The sequence below is a fragment of the Methylobacterium sp. GXF4 genome (assembly GCF_000272495.1).
Taxonomy (GTDB): domain Bacteria; phylum Pseudomonadota; class Alphaproteobacteria; order Rhizobiales; family Beijerinckiaceae; genus Methylobacterium; species Methylobacterium brachiatum.
The window spans coordinates 1-15994 of sequence record NZ_AKFK01000088.1 but is presented as its reverse complement, the minus strand read 5'-3'; the positions used below and the strand labels follow the sequence as shown (position 1 = coordinate 15994).

The 15994-nt window shown below is 71.3% G+C and carries 20 protein-coding genes; 6 read left to right on the top strand and 14 right to left on the bottom strand.

The window, feature by feature from the left end; all coding sequences use genetic code 11:
- A partial coding sequence (locus tag WYO_RS25295) for a PRC-barrel domain-containing protein (protein WP_039904167.1) occupies positions 1-603 on the bottom strand: 603 nt, incomplete at its 3' end.
- 290 nt (positions 604-893) lie between these two features.
- Here WYO_RS25295 and WYO_RS25290 point away from each other — a divergent pair.
- On the top strand, positions 894-1295 hold the full coding sequence (locus tag WYO_RS25290; protein ID WP_039904165.1) for a hypothetical protein: 402 nt from the start codon (positions 894-896) through the stop codon (positions 1293-1295).
- Between the two features lie 149 nt (positions 1296-1444).
- Here WYO_RS25290 and WYO_RS25285 read toward each other — a convergent pair whose 3' ends face one another.
- From WYO_RS25285 to WYO_RS32435, 3 genes are all read right to left on the bottom strand, one after another.
- Positions 1445-1879 carry a PRC-barrel domain-containing protein gene (locus WYO_RS25285; protein WP_007567993.1) on the bottom strand — a complete coding sequence of 145 codons (435 nt, stop codon included), beginning with the start codon at positions 1877-1879 and terminating at the stop codon, positions 1445-1447.
- Positions 1880-1965: 86 nt separating this feature from the next.
- On the bottom strand, positions 1966-2451 hold the full coding sequence (locus tag WYO_RS25280) for a DUF2721 domain-containing protein (RefSeq protein ID WP_007567991.1): 486 nt from the start codon (positions 2449-2451) through the stop codon (positions 1966-1968).
- Between the two features lie 49 nt (positions 2452-2500).
- On the bottom strand, positions 2501-2623 hold the full coding sequence (locus WYO_RS32435) for a hypothetical protein (protein ID WP_007567989.1): 123 nt from the start codon (positions 2621-2623) through the stop codon (positions 2501-2503).
- A gap of 244 nt (positions 2624-2867) precedes the next feature.
- On the opposite strand from WYO_RS32435, the gene WYO_RS25275 reads away from it, so the two are divergent.
- Positions 2868-3239: an SWIB/MDM2 domain-containing protein gene (locus WYO_RS25275; protein WP_007567987.1), complete on the top strand. Its 372-nt coding sequence runs from the start codon at positions 2868-2870 to the stop codon at positions 3237-3239.
- Positions 3240-3337: 98 nt separating this feature from the next.
- On the opposite strand, the gene WYO_RS25270 is transcribed toward WYO_RS25275, so the two are convergent.
- The 5 genes from WYO_RS25270 to WYO_RS25250 all read right to left on the bottom strand — a co-directional run bounded on the left by WYO_RS25270 (position 3338) and on the right by WYO_RS25250 (position 9844).
- A complete protein-coding gene (locus WYO_RS25270) occupies positions 3338-4135 on the bottom strand; it encodes an SDR family NAD(P)-dependent oxidoreductase (protein ID WP_007567985.1) in 798 nt (265 codons plus the stop codon).
- Between the two features lie 85 nt (positions 4136-4220).
- Positions 4221-5615: an MFS transporter gene (locus WYO_RS25265; RefSeq protein ID WP_007567979.1), complete on the bottom strand. Its 1395-nt coding sequence runs from the start codon at positions 5613-5615 to the stop codon at positions 4221-4223.
- Between the two features lie 159 nt (positions 5616-5774).
- Positions 5775-7121 carry a hybrid sensor histidine kinase/response regulator gene (locus WYO_RS25260; RefSeq protein ID WP_007567977.1) on the bottom strand — a complete coding sequence of 449 codons (1347 nt, stop codon included), beginning with the start codon at positions 7119-7121 and terminating at the stop codon, positions 5775-5777.
- A complete protein-coding gene (locus WYO_RS25255; RefSeq protein WP_047170942.1) occupies positions 7118-8335 on the bottom strand; it encodes an FIST N-terminal domain-containing protein in 1218 nt (405 codons plus the stop codon). Before WYO_RS25255 ends, WYO_RS25260 begins: the two co-directional genes overlap by 4 nt.
- Positions 8336-8578: 243 nt before the next feature.
- Positions 8579-9844, bottom strand: coding sequence for a glutamate carboxypeptidase (locus tag WYO_RS25250; protein WP_007567973.1), 1266 nt, complete (start codon positions 9842-9844; stop codon positions 8579-8581).
- Positions 9845-10372: 528 nt separating this feature from the next.
- Here WYO_RS25250 and WYO_RS25245 point away from each other — a divergent pair.
- On the top strand, positions 10373-11065 hold the full coding sequence (locus tag WYO_RS25245) for a transglutaminase-like cysteine peptidase (protein ID WP_007567971.1): 693 nt from the start codon (positions 10373-10375) through the stop codon (positions 11063-11065).
- A gap of 143 nt (positions 11066-11208) precedes the next feature.
- On the top strand, positions 11209-11526 hold the full coding sequence (locus tag WYO_RS25240) for a hypothetical protein (protein WP_007567969.1): 318 nt from the start codon (positions 11209-11211) through the stop codon (positions 11524-11526).
- Positions 11527-11600: 74 nt separating this feature from the next.
- On the opposite strand, the gene WYO_RS25235 is transcribed toward WYO_RS25240, so the two are convergent.
- Positions 11601-11921, bottom strand: coding sequence for a hypothetical protein (locus WYO_RS25235; RefSeq protein WP_128755087.1), 321 nt, complete (start codon positions 11919-11921; stop codon positions 11601-11603).
- Between the two features lie 356 nt (positions 11922-12277).
- Between WYO_RS25235 and WYO_RS25230 the strand changes: the two genes are divergently transcribed.
- Positions 12278-12778, top strand: coding sequence for a DUF1203 domain-containing protein (locus tag WYO_RS25230; RefSeq protein WP_007567965.1), 501 nt, complete (start codon positions 12278-12280; stop codon positions 12776-12778).
- On the opposite strand, the gene WYO_RS25225 is transcribed toward WYO_RS25230, so the two are convergent.
- Genes WYO_RS25225 through WYO_RS25210 form a run of 4 tightly spaced genes read right to left on the bottom strand, consistent with a single transcriptional unit; the run spans position 12756 to position 15517 of the window.
- A complete protein-coding gene (locus WYO_RS25225) occupies positions 12756-13226 on the bottom strand; it encodes a low molecular weight phosphatase family protein (protein ID WP_007567963.1) in 471 nt (156 codons plus the stop codon). The two genes, WYO_RS25230 and WYO_RS25225, sit on opposite strands and share 23 nt — an antisense overlap.
- A gap of 24 nt (positions 13227-13250) precedes the next feature.
- Positions 13251-13733: a UPF0262 family protein gene (locus WYO_RS25220; protein ID WP_007567961.1), complete on the bottom strand. Its 483-nt coding sequence runs from the start codon at positions 13731-13733 to the stop codon at positions 13251-13253.
- Positions 13734-13743: 10 nt separating this feature from the next.
- Positions 13744-15039, bottom strand: a complete 1296-nt coding sequence (hisD, locus tag WYO_RS25215) for a histidinol dehydrogenase (protein WP_007567959.1) — start codon at positions 15037-15039, stop codon at positions 13744-13746.
- 19 nt (positions 15040-15058) lie between these two features.
- Positions 15059-15517, bottom strand: a complete 459-nt coding sequence (locus WYO_RS25210) for a DUF2948 family protein (RefSeq protein WP_007567957.1) — start codon at positions 15515-15517, stop codon at positions 15059-15061.
- A gap of 267 nt (positions 15518-15784) precedes the next feature.
- Between WYO_RS25210 and WYO_RS25205 the strand changes: the two genes are divergently transcribed.
- Positions 15785-15994, top strand: a 210-nt coding sequence (locus tag WYO_RS25205; RefSeq protein WP_007567954.1) for a hypothetical protein, incomplete at its 3' end; no start/stop codon positions are given.

Genomic DNA, 15994 nt, shown 5'->3' with positions numbered 1-15994 from the left:
GGCGGGCGGCGCCGCACTCGTCGCCTGGTCGCCGTCGGGCGGGGGCGCGGCCGGGCTCGCCGGGCCGAGCACGACGATCGGCTCGCCGGCCTTGTATTCGGGCGAGACGCGGACCTGGTTGCGGGTCAGCGCGACCGAGAGCTTGCGCTCCTTGTTGCCGTCGGGGGTGAAGCGCAGGGCGCGCCAATCCACGGCGATCTTGCGGGTGCCGACGCCGAGGAAGCCGCCGAAATCGATGATCGCCGCCCGGGGATGCCCGTCCTTGTCGATGATGATGTCGATGACGCGGCCCAGCTCGTCGCCGCCGGCGCTGCGCACGCTGCGGCCGAGCAGGCTCTCGTAATCCTGGGTGTCGAGGACCGTCGCTGGGGTTCCCTGCTGCTGCTGTTGCTGCGCGGCGTTCGCCGGGGCCGCCGGCGTGGCGGGGGCGGGGGGCGTCGCGGGCGCGGTTCCCGTGGTCGCGCCCGGGGCCGGCGGCGCGACCGGCGGGCTCGGCGGCGAGGCCTGGGGCGGGGCTTGGCCGGATGCACCATCGCCCGGGCTGGACGGGGCCTGCGCCGCAACGCCGGACGCCCACAGGGCGAGCGTCACAGCCGCGATCATCCGGGAGGTTCTGAACACGCTACATCCTCTGAGGAAGGGCCGGGCCGGGCCGACGCGCCGGCACGACCGCGACCGTATCGGCCGGATTCGGGCCCGCCGCCGGCGCGACCCCGCCTGCGGAGAGCATCCTGTCGCAGGACCTGGGCGAAGTTATGGATCGTCGCGGCCGGGCCGCAAGTTCCGCGCCGCAGAGGGGGTGTCTGGTTTTCGCCGCAACCCCAGCGTAGACAGCGGACCAGAAACCCATGCGAGCCGCGCAGACCCTTGCGGCCCCTTGCGAGGACTACACGATGTCGACCCTCACCTCGTCGGGACGCGCCGCGGCGCGCAGCCTCGCGCTCGGCGCCGCCCTGGTCGGCCTGGTGGCCGGCTGTCAGGCGCTCGGCGGCGGGGGCGGCGTGATGCCGGCCTCGGATGTCGGGCTGCCGCCGTCGCTGCGCGGGTCCCTGCCCAACCGCGAGCCGCGCAACGCCGCGGTCGATCCCGACGGCCAGCCGCTCCAGACCACCCCGACGAAGCAGCTCGCGATCCCCAGGAGCGCCGGCGGCGCGACGCAATCGGCCAGCGCCGCCGAGCGTCGGATCCGGCGCGAGGATATCGAGGGCGGCAACGCGTCGAGCGGCTCCGGCAGCAGCTCGATGGGCCCGATGCTCTCGCCCGGCGGCAGCGTCGGCCTCGGCGGGAAGTTCTAAGGGCGCGGGGCGGGCAAACCGGCGGCGCTTCTCCTCCCCGTGGGGGGGAGGGAGGCGCGCTCGGGGGTAGCCGCAGCGCTCATCGGGCAGCGATGTGTGAACGCCCGGCAACTGCTGAGAGGTCGCGCCGGTCGCCCGCGCCCCCCGGCTCACAGGGTCGGCGCGCGCACCCCGTAATAATCCTCGATCTTCCCGCGGTAGTTCGGGTCGGCGAAGGCATCCTCGCCCGGGCCGTGGCTCGGGGCGCCGGCGAGGTTGCCCGGATCGATGTCGACCACGTAGCCCCCGAGTTCGGTGCTGTAGGTCAACGCCTTCCAGGGCAGGGGGTGATGGTTCTCGCCGAGGCCGAGGAAGCCCCCGAAGGCCAGGACCGCGTAAGCGACCTGGCCGGTGACCTTATCCACCATGAAGTTGTACACGGCCCCGAGGTGCTTCCCCTCACGGTCGTAGACGGCCGTGCCCTCGACCTTGTTCGAGGCGATCAGGCGGGCGGTCTCGTCGATGGCGATACCCTCGCCGGTGGGATCGAGCTCCAGGGTGCCCGTCTTTCTCACGGTGCGCTCGGTGGGCAGATCCGTCGGCATGGTGACTCCCGGGTTACGCAGACCGGGCCGGACGTTCCCCCGGCCCTGGTGACTAAACGCCGGGGCGGGAGCGGGTTCCGGTCGCCCTAAAGATCCGCGAGCATCCCGGCATTGGCCCGGCGCTGGTTGATCCGGTCCCGCACCGAGCGGCTCGCCAGCAGCATCTCGAAGCCGAAGGCGATGAGCGCGCAGAGCGTGCACAGGATCGCGGCCCCGAACAGGCCGAACAGCAGGCTCGCCACGGTGCTGTCGCGCAGGGCGCCGACGAACAGCGTCAACACGGAGCCGCAGGTCGCCACGCCCCCGAGGGCGGCCAAAAACACCGCCGCATCCAGCGCGAGCGAGCGCGTGTGCAGCCGGTCGAGGCGCTGGCCCAGGACGATGCGCTCCGCCTCGCCGGCCCCGGCCAACAGCGTCGAGACGCGCTCGGCCTGATCGGCGACCCGGGCGAGCCGGGCGCCGAACACGTTGAGCAGCGTCGCCAGGCCGGACAGCAGGAAGACCGGGCTCAGCGCCACCTGGACGACGTGCGCGGTGCTTTCCAGGGTGGTGGAGGTGATGGGATCGATCATGCTCGCGGGCAGATGCACCGGACGGCGCGGCGCGGCAATCCCGGACGCTTCAGACCAGCCCGCGGGGCGGTTCCAGGCCGGACGCGGCCGGTTCGGCCCGGACACTCAGACCAAGACCGAGCACGAGTCCGGTGGCGAGCAACAGCGCGAGCGCGAGGACCGGGGTAAACATGACTGTATTTCTCGCGCGCCACCGTTAAGATCAGGTTTCGCGCGCGCAAGGCCGACGGAATGTTCTGCGCGGCGGTGCAGATCGGCCGGTTCCGGTGTGGATTTCCGCGCGTGCCCTGTGGATGAGGGCCCCGCGAAGGCGATTTCCCCTTGGAACGGCGGCAGCACCGCTTAGTTGCTGCTATGCTGGCTCGGCCGTGGGGCGCTCATGCCCCGGCCTGCGGCCCGAGAACCGGAGGAAGTTTATGGCCACGAAGACCGAGAAGGCTGCGCCGAAGGCGGCCAAGACCACGAAGGCTGACGAGCCGAAGGCCGCCAAGGCCGCGCCCGCGAAGGCTGCCAAGCCTGCCGCCACCAAGGCCGCCGGTGCGAAGCCGAACGCCCTGCAGCAGCCGCTAAAGCCGTCGGCGGATCTCGGCGCGATCGTCGGCACCAACCCGCTGCCGCGCGGCGAGGTGGTCAGCAAGGTGTGGGACTACATCAAGAAGCACAACCTGCAGAACCCCGAGAACAAGCGCGAGATCCTCGCCGACGACAAGCTCAAGAAGGTCTTCGGTAAGGACAAGTGCTCCATGTTCGAGATGAACAAGCATCTCGCGGCTCACCTGAAGTCTTGATCGGCTAAGCCCGTGTCCGGCGCTTACGCCGGACCGGTGGCGCGCGATCAAACGGGGCCGGACGGCCCCGAGCCGATGACCGTTTCGCCCGAGGCGGTCTACGCGAGACCTTGCAGGACACCGCCATCCACCCGCAGCGCAGCGCCCGTCGTGGCGCTCGCTGCTGGGCTGCAGAGATAGGCGACGAGGCTCGCCACCTCCTCCACCGTCGCGAGACGCTTGATCAGCGACGACGGGCGATGCTCGGCCACGAAGGCCCGGCCCATCGCGTCGAGGTCGGCATCCTTGGCCCCTCCGGCCATCTGCGTCATGAATTCCGCGACGCCCTCCGACAGGGTCGGCCCGGGCAGCACGCTGTTGACCGTCACGCCGGTGCCGGCCACCGTCTGGGCGAGGCCGCGCGAGATCGCCAGCTGCGCGGTCTTGGTCATCCCGTAATGGACCATCTCGGTCGGCGTGTTGATGCCGGACTCGCTCGAGATGAAGATCACGCGGCCCCAGCCGCGCTCGGCCATGGCCGGCGCGTAGGCGCGGGACAGGCGCACGCCGCTCATCACGTTCACGTCGTAGAAGCGCTGCCAATCCGCGTCCGGGATCTCGAAGAACGGCTTCGGCTCGAAGATCCCGGTGTTGTTGACCAGGATGTCCACCGCCGGCAGCGCCCGGGTCAGGGCATCGACCCCCTCGGCGCTGGCGACGTCGGCCGGCGCCGCGAAGACGCGGCCGGCCTTGGTCTCGGCGCGCAGCCGGGTCAGCGCCGCCTCGACGCGCTCGGCGGTGCGGCCGTTGATGCCGACCTCGGCGCCGAGGTCGCAGAGTTCCTTGGCGATGGCGTAGCCGATGCCGCCGGTCGAGCCGGTGACGAGGGCCTTCTTGCCGGTGAGGTCGAGATCCATGGACGGAGGCTCCGGGGCTGGGAACGCGGGATTGTGGATCTCCGGCCAACGCGCGCCGGGCCGGTCGGTGGCATGCCGGGCCCGCCTAACCGCTCTTACCCCGCCGCAGGACGCTGGCGCAGCCGCCGATCGTGGCGAGCGCCACCGCGCAGACGAGGGACCAGGTGACGGCCCGTTCGGCGCCCAGCCCGTGGGTCAGCCCGAAGATAACCGCCACGAGGGCGGCGCCGAGCGATTGTCCGGTGAGCCGGGCCGTCGATTGCATCCCGCTGGCCCCGCCGGCGCGCTCCCGCGGCGCCGAGGTGACGATCACCTTGTTGTTGGGCGACTGGAACAGGCCGAAGCCGAGCCCGCACAGGGTCAGGCGCCAGACGATGTCGATGGTGGCGGGCGCCTCGGGCAGGAGCGTCACGCAGACGAGGCCGGCGGCCAGCATCGCCAACCCGATGCCGCCCAACAGCCCCGGCGGGTAGCGGTCGGCCAGGCGCCCCGAGATCGGCGCCATCGCGGCCACCGCGATCGGCCAGGGGGTGAGCAGGAAGCCGGTCTGGGTGCTGGAAAGGTGCAGCACGTCCTGGAAGTAGAACGGCAGCGCGACGTAGGACACCATCTGGGCGCAGAACGAGGCCACCGAGGTCGCCATCGACAGGGCGAAGGCGGGGATCCGCAGCAGGTCCACCGGCAGGAGCGGGGCGGGCAGCCGGATCTGGCGGCGCACGAAGACCGTGCCGATCACCAGGGCGCCGACGAGTTCCGCGACGGCGATCGCCCGGCCCTCGGGGTCGCCGAGCCCGTCGATGCCGATGATCAGCAGGCCGAAGGTCAGCGCGTTGAGGACCGCGCTCACCAGGTCGAAGCGCCGCCCGCTCGCCGGGGTCGCCGGCAGGGTGCGCGTGGCCACCGCCAGGGCGAGCAGCCCCACCGGGACGTTGACCAGGAACAGCCAGGGCCAGCTCGCCACCGACAGGATCGCGGCCGCCACGGTCGGCCCCGCCGCCGAGGCCACCGCCACCACCAGGGCGACGTTGGCGACCCCCTGGCCGATCATCCGGTGCGGGTAGATGAACCGGACGAAGCCGATATTGACGCTCATGATCGCCGCGGCGCCGAGCCCCTGGACGATCCGCCCGACGATCAAGAGCGGCAGGCTCGGCGCCAGCGCGCAGGCGAGCGAGGCCGCCACGAACAGAGCGAGCCCCGGCAGGTAGACCCGGCGGAAGCCGAAGATGTCGCCGAGCGACGCGAAGGGCAGGAGGCTCGCCGTCACGGCGATCTGGTAGGCGTTGACCACGAAGATCGCGTCGGCGGGCTTCACCGCGAGGTCCTTGGCCATCACGGGCAGCGCGACGTTGACGATCGCCCCGTCGAGCACCGCCATGGTCATGGCCAGCCCGATCGCCGCCATCGCCAGGACCCGCTCCCGCGGCGGCAGGCCGTCATGCTGGGCGGGGACGCCTGTACCGGCCGGGACCTGCGCCATGCGCGCGCTCCTGCGGCGTCCCGGAGGGCCGGCGACGTCGATTGCGTGGGGAGACCCGGGTGCAGATGCACCGCGGATGCCGGTTCCCTCTCGCGCAGCCGCGGCACAGCGTCGAGGGCTGCGGCGTGTCCTATGTCACGGCGCGGACGGGATTGTTCGTCAGGCCAGCATGTAGGTGAGCAATGAGCGGAGCTGGGCGGGCTTGACCGGCTTGTGGACCAGCTCGGCGTCGGCCTCCGCCACCCGCGCCTCGATCGCTTCGGAATGGTCGGCGGTGGTGACGATCGCGGGGAGCGGCCGCGCAGATCGGCCGCGCAGATAGGCGGCGACGTCGAGCCCGCAAGCGCCGTCGTCGAGATGGTAGTCCAGCACCAGGATGTCGGGCAGCGCGGCCCCGGCCTCGATCGCCCCGCGCACGCCGGCGAGATCCCGGAAGGTCGAGACCCGGGCATCCCAGTTCTGCAGCAGGCGCGCCATGGCGTCGGCCGTGGCGGCGTCATTCTCGACCACGAGGACATGGGCGCCCGAGAGCCGGGTCGCCACCGGCACCGGGGGCGCCGTGGCAGCCGGGACCGAGCTCATCGGCAGGCCGAGCGTCACCCGGGTCCCGTGGCCGGGCCGGGATGCGAGGGTGAGGGGATGGTCCAGCGCCTGGGCCATCCGGCGGACGATCGACAGGCCGAGGCCGAGGCCCGGCTCCTCCGCGCTGCTCGTCCGGGCGCCGCCCCGGAAGAACTCCTCGAAGACCAGGTCGCGCTCCTCGGCGGCGATGCCGCAGCCGGTATCGGTCACGTCGATCCGCACCCCACCGGCGCGCCGGCGCGCCGCCAGCACGATGCCGCCGGTGGCGGTGTAGCGGATGGCATTCGAGACCAGGTTCTGGAGGATGCGCTGAAGCAGCATCACGTCGCTGGTGACGGTCAGCTGCGGGCAGCGCACCGCGAGCCGCAGGCCCTTGCGCTCGGCGAAGGGCTTGAAGCGCTCCGCCAGCTCCGCCAGCAGGTCGGGCAGGAAGACCGCCTGCAGCTGCGGCCGGACGATGCCGGCATCGAGCTTGGAGATGTCCAGGAGCGTCTTGATCAGGTCCTCGATGGTCTGGAGACCCCGCTCGACCTGGCCCGTGATGGCGCGCGCCTCGGGCGGCAGCGGCAGGTCGTCCAGCGCCGAGATCGACAGGCGGGCGGCGTTGACGGGCTGCAGCAGGTCGTGGCTCGCCGCCGCCAGGAAGCGGGTCTTGGAGCGGTTGGCGGTCTCCGCCTCCTCCTTGGCCGCCGCCAGCGCCGCGTTCGAGCGCTCCAGGCGGTGCATCAGCCCGGTCAGCTCCTCGGTGCGGGTGCGGACGCGCCCCTCCAGCATGATCGCGGTCTGGAACAGCGAGTAGGCGCTGCCGCGCTGATCCATGCTGCGCTCGACATGGGACATCAGCGCGGCGTTGATCCGCTCCAGCTTCTCGATCCGCCGGCGCAGGGACGCGTCGGTCTCGAGCCCGGACGGGTGCAGGGTCATGGCGCGGCCGGGGCGTCGCCGGCGCCGTCGCGCGCGTTCAGCCCCTTGCCGATGGCGATGCCGGTGAAGGTCTGGTTCAGGTGCATGGCCCGGTACTGCTCGCCGAAGGTCTCGAAGCCGACGACGTTGTAGCGGCGGTAGAGGTCGGCGATGCCGTGGCCCACCTGACGGCTCTCGGCATCGAGCCGGCGCAGCACGCATTCGAAGCCGATGATCAGGTCGACGCCGCCCAGCGCCGTGTCGAGCCGCGTCAGCTCGGCCCGGGTGGAGGTGACGATGTCGCGCGGCTCGGCCAGCGTCAGCACCACGCCCTCGTCGATGGCGCAGAAGAAGCTCAGCGACCCGTCCGGGTTCACGCGGCGGATCGAGCGGCAGAAATACTCGCCCCCGACCTTCACGGCGAGCGGGTAGGCCGCGAAGCTCATCGGCGACAGGCCCTCGGGGTCGAGGCCGATCGCCATCGCGTATTCCCGCGCCGCCGGCTCGGCGTTGAGCTCGTGGACGGTGCGGCGCTCGCTGTCCGAGGCGGTGACCACGAACTTGGTCTGGGTCGGCTCGAAATTGTCGCTCTTGAAGATCTCGAACGGCCAATCGGTCTCGACCAGCACCAGCACCGCCGCCTTGCGGTGGATCCGGCCGCCATGCAGAAGCACCGCGTCGCGGAAGCGCAAATCATCGCCGGCCGAGCCGCCGACGATCGGGATGCCGTCGAGGGCCCAGGCGATGGCCGAGACGACGGTCTCCTCCGCGTTGGCGAGCCCGTCGATCAGCGACAGCGCGAAGCGGCCGCCGGCCGCCGGCGCCTCGGCCTCGCGGCAGGCGCCGGGGGGATCGAGGGTCCGGCGCAGGGCGCGCACGGAAGAGGCGGTGCGCTCGACATCGAGCTGGTCGATGGCGGCGAGCACGGTCGAGACGATGCGGAAGCGCTCGGCCGGGAACGCGATGACCACGAGGCCCCGGTCGAGGCCGCCGGACGGCGCGATGCCGCCCGACATCGAGCAGCCCGCGACCGGCACGCCCGGAAACCGGGCCTCCAGGGCGGCGGCCAGGATCTCGGGATCGTAATCGGCCGAGAAGAACGCGACGACCTGGGACAGGGAAGGGGTATTGATCGCCCGCGCGACCTCACCAACCGCGGCGTCCGGCGATGCCGCCTCCGACCAGGCGGTCCAGATGCCGCACAGATGGCGGCGCACTCCCGGTCCTTGAGCCACGTTCCATCCCCTGGTGTCCCCTCGGCGCACTTTCCGCGCGCTCTTCAAGAGTCTTGACGGGAGTATGTCGTGCACAACCGATCTGCGCAACGGGGCGTCGTGGGGCGCCTCGACCGGGACAATGCCGAGGGCGGACGTCCGCTGCAGGGCCTGGATTCCGATCGGCGGATCTGATCGGATCCGCCCGCCGGACCGGTGCCCGCTTCGGCGGGGGCGTGCGCGAGCCGGGAGCGCGGCGGAGGCCTACTTGGTCCCGTCCTTGGTCCCGTCCGCCTTCGACGCCTCCATGACGAGCCGGGTGGCGAGATAGAGACGGGGCGTGATGCTCGCCAGCACCGCGAACTCGTCGGCGCTGTGGTAGCGTCCGCCGACGATGCCGAGGGATTCCAGGATCGCCGGTTTGCCCGGGCTGTCCGGCTGGAAGGCGTAGCCCGCATCCGTGCCGCCCCCGATCTCGGCGAGCTTCAGATCGGCGCCCAGCTCCGCGTAGATCGCGCGGGCACGCGCGCCGAGGTCCTGCGTGGCCGGGTTGCGCGGCAGCGGTGGCCGGCCCTTGGCGAGGTCGAAGCGCACCTCGGTGTCGGGCACGCGGTGCCGCTCGATGATCGTCCGGGCCTGGGCCAGGACGCGGTCATACTCGCTCGGCACGAAGTAGCGCATGTCGCCCTCCGCCTTCGCGGCGTCCGGGATGATGTTCGGCTTCGTGCCGCCCTGGACGGTGGTCCAGTGCAGGCTCGTCCCCTTGTCGGCGTCGCCCAGATCCTGGAGCTGCAGGATCTGGTGGGCGATCTCCACGACGGCGTTGCGCCCGGCCTCCGGCGCCCCGCCGGCATGCGAGGCGCGGCCCTTCACCGTCAGGCTCGCGTAGTTGATGCCTTTGGTCGCCACCGTGACCGCATCCACGCCCGCCTCATCGAAGGAGGGTTCGAACGAGAGGACGACGTCCTGCCCGCGCGCGACCTTGCCGATCTCGGCCCGGGAGCCGGGCGACCCGCGCTCCTCGTCGGGATTGAACACGACCGTGAGGGTGCCGTAGCCGTCGAAATGCAGGGCGTTCAGCGCGGCCACGGTGTGCAGGACCATCGCCACGCCGCCCTTCGCGTCGGCGACGCCCGGACCGTAGGCGCGGCCGTCGCGCTCGGTGTACGGCCGCTTGGCGGCGTCGCCCTCGCCGAACACGGTGTCGTAATGCACCAGCATCATGATCCGGCGCTGGCCCTTGCCCGGCTTGGTCGCGACCAGGGTGTTGCCGCCCAGCGCCGGCGCGGGACGGGCCTCCACCGAGAAGCCCAGCGCCTCGAGCCGCCCCCGCAGGGTCGCCTCGACCTTTCCGAGGTCCGGCACCTGGCCGGTGCCGGTATCGACGTCGACCAACCCCTTCAGCGTCTCGCGATACGGGTCGTTCTGGGCCTTCACCGCCGCGTAGACGGCCTCGTCCGGCGCCGAAAGCGCGGGGCGGGGCATCAGGGCGAGGAACAGGGTGAGGATGAGGGGGGCGGTCGCGCGCACGGACATTCCTTACCGGCTGTCAAGCGACGGCGACTTAGCACGGCCGACCCGGCACGCAACGCCGACCGCCCCCGTGGCAATGGTCCCGGCGCGGGCGCTCCTCGCGAGACGCCCGGTCATCGGGCGGATTTTTTGCGTTCAGAGACACAGCAGGCCGGCATGGTGGGGCCCCGATTTCGGACGCTGCTGCTCGCCGCCTCCAAGGCATCCGGCTGAGCCCCGCCGCGCTCCCTACGCTATGGATGGCGGTGCATGCGCCGTAGGTGACGCCCCGTGGTCGCCGGCCGCCCACAGATTTTCGCGGATGCGGCACCCGGGTGACAGCGGCCGAACGACCGGATCCGCGTTGAGAACGTTCACGATTTTGCGCGTCGGCCAAACCCCGAAGGGCGCCGGCGCCACAGCCCGTTAAAATCCCGCGCCATCCGCGTTGCGCACAGCATTAACCTTTTGTTAAGCCGCCGATTGCCGCCGGCCCCCCGGCGTGAGAGCTTTCGTTAACGAGAGCTTAACGGTTGGGTCACGGCGATGCGGTTCGCGGCTTCCAAGGTGCAGGGTTCGGTCGCCAGCTCCGCGCCGCGTCGGGTTTCCCGCCGCCGTCGCGTTCTGGCCGGGTTCGCCTGGGCCGCCCTGTGCTTCGCCGGGCTCGGCGCCAATGCCGGTCAGGCGCAGACCTTCGCGAGCCTGCCGTCCCCCCAGCTCGGGGCCGAGCCTCAGGGCGCCGCCCGCCCGATCGCGGCCTGGGTGACGTTCTGCCAGGCCTACGCGGCCGAATGCACGGTCGACCGGAGCGAGCCCGCCCGCATCAGCCTGACCCCGGCGATCTGGGCGACGATCGTCTCGGTCAACCGCCGGGTGAACAAGTCGGTCGAGCCGAAGACCGACATGGAGCATCTCCACGTCGCCGACCGCTGGGACCTCGCCGAGGACGGCATCGGCGATTGCGAGGATTTTCAGCTGCTCAAGCGCCACCTGCTGGCCGAGGCCGGCCTGCCCCGCCGGGCGATGCGGATGACCGTGGTGATCGACGAGAAGGGCGAGGGCCACGCGGTCCTCACCCTGATCACCGACCGGGGCGATATGGTTCTCGACAACAAGACCAACGCGATCGTGCCGTGGCACAAGACCGGCTACGTGTTCATCAAGCGCGAGAGCCAGGACGCCACGGCCTGGGTTTCCCTCGGCGGCGTCACCTCGCCGGTCACCACCGCCAACCGCTGATCGCATCGGCCGCGCCGCTCGGGCGCCGGATCTTCTCGTGTCGGGGGCCCGCGGGCTCGTGATCTGCACCGGTATTGCGGTGCTCACTTAACCCTTCGCTAACCCTGTGGACGCACTCTGCCGCTGGACCGAGTGCCCGATCCATGTCGCCAGCCACCTTCGTATCCTCTGCCCTGCTCGCGGCGCTGCTGCTCGTCGCCGGGCCTGCGCGCGCCGGCAGCGAAACCGAGATGCGCCACGGCAGCTGGCGCGAATGCCTGAGCCGCAACTTCCGGATTCAGGCGGCGCTCACGGATCCCGATCCCGCCGCGGATGCCGCGTTCCGCGCCTGCCGCGCTGCCGAGGAGGCCTATCTCGCGGCCCTGGCGCGCTCCCCGCTCCTGGACGATGACGACGTCGCCCGCGCCCGGCCCAGGCTCGCCGGCCGCATCCGGGCATGGCTGGTCAGCAGCCGGGGGTGAGCCGCCGAGGCGCGCCCACGCTTCGGGCGACGCAACGGGCGCGCAGCTGGCCGCAACCCGATCGCGCGACACCGCTAGATCCCGCAGGCGCAGCAGGCCCGCACATTGGCGATCCTCTGCGCCGGCGTGCCGAGCGTCGGGCGGGTCATGCCGTAATTGCTCCAGTGCGTGATCCACTGCTTGACGTAGTGCGGCCCGTTGGGCGCGCGGGCGAGCTGGTGCGCGGCCCAGCAATCCGCCAGCTTATCCGAGTTCGTCCTGATGGCCAGAAGACCGTATTCATGGACGACATAGAAGTGGCTCGCGTCCTTGACCTGGGAGTCGACCAGCTCCGCCCGGGCCGGGCACAGGAACATGCCGTCTCGCGTCGCGGTGGCGATATTTCCCGAGGTCAACGTGCAGTTTTGGGTGACCGCGACATTCAATAGGCCCCCAACGGGGCTCCATTGTGCTCTTGCCGGCGCGCAAGATAAGATACCGGCGCAGGCGGATACTGCAAGAAATCGCGCCTTGAACATGAGATTTTTCCGAAACGATTGACGGTCTCGGAAACTATAGCAATTTGTGGGCGTGAGGAACTTTCCGCGGACAGGAGATTCACGGGCCGGTTACATTCGCTGGCGAAATGTTTTGGCCGTCGCGGCGGCACGGCTCAGGCCCTCGATGGGCGGGGAAACCGGGACGCGGCAGCAAGGAACGGGACGTTTTCCGGCTGGCTGGACGGCACGGTTTCGGGGCCCCGGAGAGATCCATGACCCGATATCGCTGCATCCCGATCGACGCCGCCGTCGCCGACCGTTTCCGCCGCAGCGGACGCGACGATTTCGACAACCCGCTGCGGCGGGTGACGGCGACCGGTGCGGGCGGATTTCCGTGCCGGCGCTGCCTGCTCTGCGCCGAACCGGGCGCGCCGATGCTGCTGGGCTCCTACGATCTCGGGCGCCCGCGCGGCATCTACTGGACCCCGAGCCCGATCTTCCTGCACGCGCAGGCCTGCCCGGGCTTCGAGGCGGCGGACGTCGTCGCCCCGATCATCCGCGCCAACGCCCTGGTGTCGGTCCGGGCCTACGATGCGGAGGATCTCTGCCTGTACGACCTCGGCCATGTCTGTCCCGGCGCGGAGGTGGACGCGCCGCTGCTGCGCGCCCTGGACGATCCCCGCACGGCCTTCGTCAACGTCCACACCGCGCGGCCCGGCTGCCTTCTGTCCCGGGTGGAGCGCGTCGCGGCTAGGTCTTCAGCCGCGCCTTGATCCGCCGGGTGAGCCCGTCGCGCACGTCCCGGTAGGCCTCCAGGCGCTGCTCGCGGGAGGCGTCCTGCAGCAGCGTCGGGTCCGGCGTCGGCCAGTACTCGACATCGGCCGCGATCGTGTGGGTCAGGTCGAGGGCCCGGTGGTGGGCCTCCGGCGAGAGCGTGATGATCAGGTCGAAGTTCAGCCCCTCCCAATCCTCGAGCTGCTCGACGGTGCGGGGGCGGTGCCGGCTCGCGTCGATGCCGACCTCGTCGAGGGCCGCGATCATGAACGGGTCGGTGGGCTCGCCCGAGCGGACGCCGGCCGACTGGACGTAGGTCGACTTGCCGAAATAGGCCCGCGCGATCGCCTCGGCCGCGGCCGAGCGCACGGCGTTGTAGTTGCACATGAACAGGACCGACTGCACCCGCCGCTTCTTCGGGGTGGTCTCGGGAAAGGGCTCAGCCATCGCCGCTCGGGGCCGGAGGGCGCCCTAGCCTTTCCAGTGCAGGGCGAAAATCAGGGTGAAGAGGCGGCGCGCCGTGTCGTGGTCGAGATCGACCTTGCCGTCGAGGCGCTGCTTGAGCGTCTCGGACGCCTCGTTGTGCAGGCCGCGCCGGCCCATGTCGATCGCCTCGATCTGCGACGGCGAGGCGGTGCGGATCGCGTTGTAGTAGCTCTCGCAGATCATCTCGTAGTCGCGGATCACCCGTCGGAACGGCGTCAGCGACAGGAGGTGCGTCATCACCGGCTCGCCGTCCACCGTGCTGATCGCGAAGGACAGCTTGTTCTCGACCAGGCCCAGCGTCAGCGCGTAGGGCCCCTCCCGGCCCGGGATGGTGAAGGAATTGTCTTCCAGGATGTCGAACAGGGCGATCGCCCGCTCGTGCTCCTGATCCGGGTTGCCGCGGGCGATGGACGCCTCGTCCAGGCTTACCTTGGCGAGGCGGTTCGGCCCGCGCTGCTTCTCGGCCATCCCCACACCCTCACAGGTTCAACCGGATCGCGACGGAGCGGGCGTGACCCTCCAGACCCTCCGACCGGCCGAGCGTTATCGCCGCCGGGCCGAGCGCCCGCAAGCTCTCCGGGGTGCAGGCCAGAATCGTCGTCCGCTTCATGAAGTCCAGGACGCCGAGGCCCGAGGAGAACCGGGCCGAGCGGGCGGTGGGCAGCACGTGGTTCGGGCCGCCGACATAGTCGCCGATCGCCTCCGGGGTGTGCGACCCCAGGAAGATCGCCCCGGCGTTGCGGATCTTGCCCGCGAGCCCCTCGGCATCCTGGGTCTCGATCTCCAGGTGCTCGGGGGCGAGCCGGTCGACCAGCGGCACCGCCTCGTCGAAATCCCGCACCTGTATGATCGCGCCGTAATCGCGCCAGCTCGCCCGGGCGATCTCGGCCCGGGGCAGGGTGGTGAGCGCACGCTCGACGGCGGCTTCCGCCGCCTCGGCCAGCGCGGCGCTGTCGGTGATCAGCACCGATTGGGCGGCGGTGTCGTGCTCGGCCTGGGCCAGGAGATCGGCGGCGATCCAGTCCGGATTGGCGTGGCCGTCGGCGAGGATCAGCACCTCGGACGGGCCGGCGATCATGTCGATCCCGACCTGGCCGAACACCCGGCGCTTGGCCGCTGCCACCCAGGCATTGCCCGGGCCGACCACCTTCGCCACCGGCGCGATGCTGGCGGTGCCGTAGGCGAGGGCCGCGACCGCCTGGGCGCCGCCGACCCGGTAGACCTCGTGGACCCCCGAGAGCCGGGCGGCGGCCAGCACCAGGGGGTTGAGGGTGTTGTCGGGCGTCGGCACCACCATGACGATCCGCGGCACCCCCGCGACCCGGGCCGGCACGGCGTTCATCAGCACCGAGGACGGGTAGCTCGCCGTCCCGCCCGGCACATAGAGGCCGACCGATTCCAGCGCCGTCCAGCGCCAGCCGGAGGTCACGCCGAGCGCGTCCGTCGCCCGGTAATCCTGCGGCTTCTGCTGCGCGTGGAACGCCTCGATGCGCTCCGCGGCCAGGCGCAGGGCGTCCAGCGCCTCGGCCGGGCAGGCCGCCACGGCCGCGTCGATCTCGGCCTCGGTGATCCGCAGGGCGTCCGCGGAAAACTCCGCACCCAGTCGGTCGAAGCGCCGGGTGAATTCGACCAGGGCGGCGTCGCCGCGGGTCACGACCTCGTGGATGATGCCGCGGACCGCCTCGTCGACATCCTCGGCGATCTCGCGCTTGGCGGTGAGCAGCCGCGCGAAGTCGGCGGCGAAATTCGGAGCTTGGCTGTCGAGCCGGACCATCGGATGTCTTTCGTCTGTCTCAGGCCGCCGGGCCGGGGGCGGGGATGGCGTCGATCTCGGGATCGATCGCGTGGCCGGGGCGGGCGACCGCCTCCCAGACCGGGCCGAGATCCTTCATCCGGACCTCGATGCACTCGACCTCCAGGCGGACCGCGGCGCCGCCGGAGAACACCATGTCGATATGGCCGGATGGCGCGTCGGTCGCCTCGAAGGTCAGGGCGAGCAGGCTCATCGGCATCGCGTCCCCCGGCGCCAGGCCGCGGGTCTTCACCCGCAGGACGCGCTCAAAATGCACCCCGGCCAGGCGCCGGCGGGGCGGGACGTCCGGGGTCCAGTCGAAGCGCCGCACGACCATCAGGAAGCGCTGCTCGCCCGCCAGGTAGGTCAGATCCTCCGGGCGCAGGATCGCGTCCTGGAGGTGCGCGGAGATCACGGTCAGGTCCTCGGTATCGAGGGCGGCGAGCTTGAGCAGCTCCATGAAAGGATCCTCGGGGATAGCGGGGCGCGGGCGGAGTGCGACGGCGGCGGCTTCGCGGCAGGCCGTAGGTAGCGGTCAGACCCGGCGCGGGCAACGGCCGGGGCCGGGATCGCCGTCTCGGCGGCGGTTCATCCGATTCACGCTCGTGCGCTCGCCGCCGGCCCGGACACCGGTTCGGCGCAAGCGAGCGCGCCCAAAAGGAGGCCGACCGGGCTCCGTCGAGACAGGCGGCCGGACGAAGAGGCGACGATTCGAGGCAGGACGACGATGGTGAAACGGATCCCGCTCGCGGCCCTGGCCGCCCTGACCCTGGCACAGCTGATCCCCGTCCCGGTGCGCGCGCAGGTTGGCCCGGACGCGGATGTCTACATCTACGGCCGCCCCGGGCCGGATCGCTTCGAGTACGACCGCCGCCGTCGGCCGCCACCGCCGCCGGACGACGATTGGCCCCGCCGGCCTCCGCCCCCGCCACCGCCG